The sequence below is a fragment of the Lacisediminihabitans profunda genome (genome assembly GCF_008040105.1).
Classification (GTDB): Bacteria; Actinomycetota; Actinomycetes; order Actinomycetales; family Microbacteriaceae; genus Lacisediminihabitans; species Lacisediminihabitans profunda.
On sequence record NZ_VRMG01000064.1, the window covers coordinates 1 to 267 of the forward strand.

Here is a 267-nt window from a genome sequence, read left to right on the forward strand (position 1 = left end):
CACCTCGACGCCGCCCAGCTCGCGACAGCCCTCGCGGAGATCGCGGAGTTCGGCGGCCTGCTGATCGTGCACGCCGCGGACCCGGCCGTGCTCGACGCGCACGCGAACTCGGGAGGGGTCGGCTACGGCCGGTTCGTCGACCCCCGGCCGGACGCGGCGGAGACCACGGCGATCGAGCGGGTGATCGCCGGGGGCCGGCGCACCGGCGCCCGCCCGCCCATCCTGCCCCCCTCCTCCGCGCTGGCCCTGCTCCCCCTGCTCGCCCCC

The 267-nt window shown here is 78.7% G+C and carries 1 pseudogene; it reads left to right on the forward strand.

The features are described 5' to 3' along the window. A pseudogene (locus FVP33_RS19655) lies at positions 1 to 267 on the forward strand (allantoinase AllB); the annotation flags it as partial.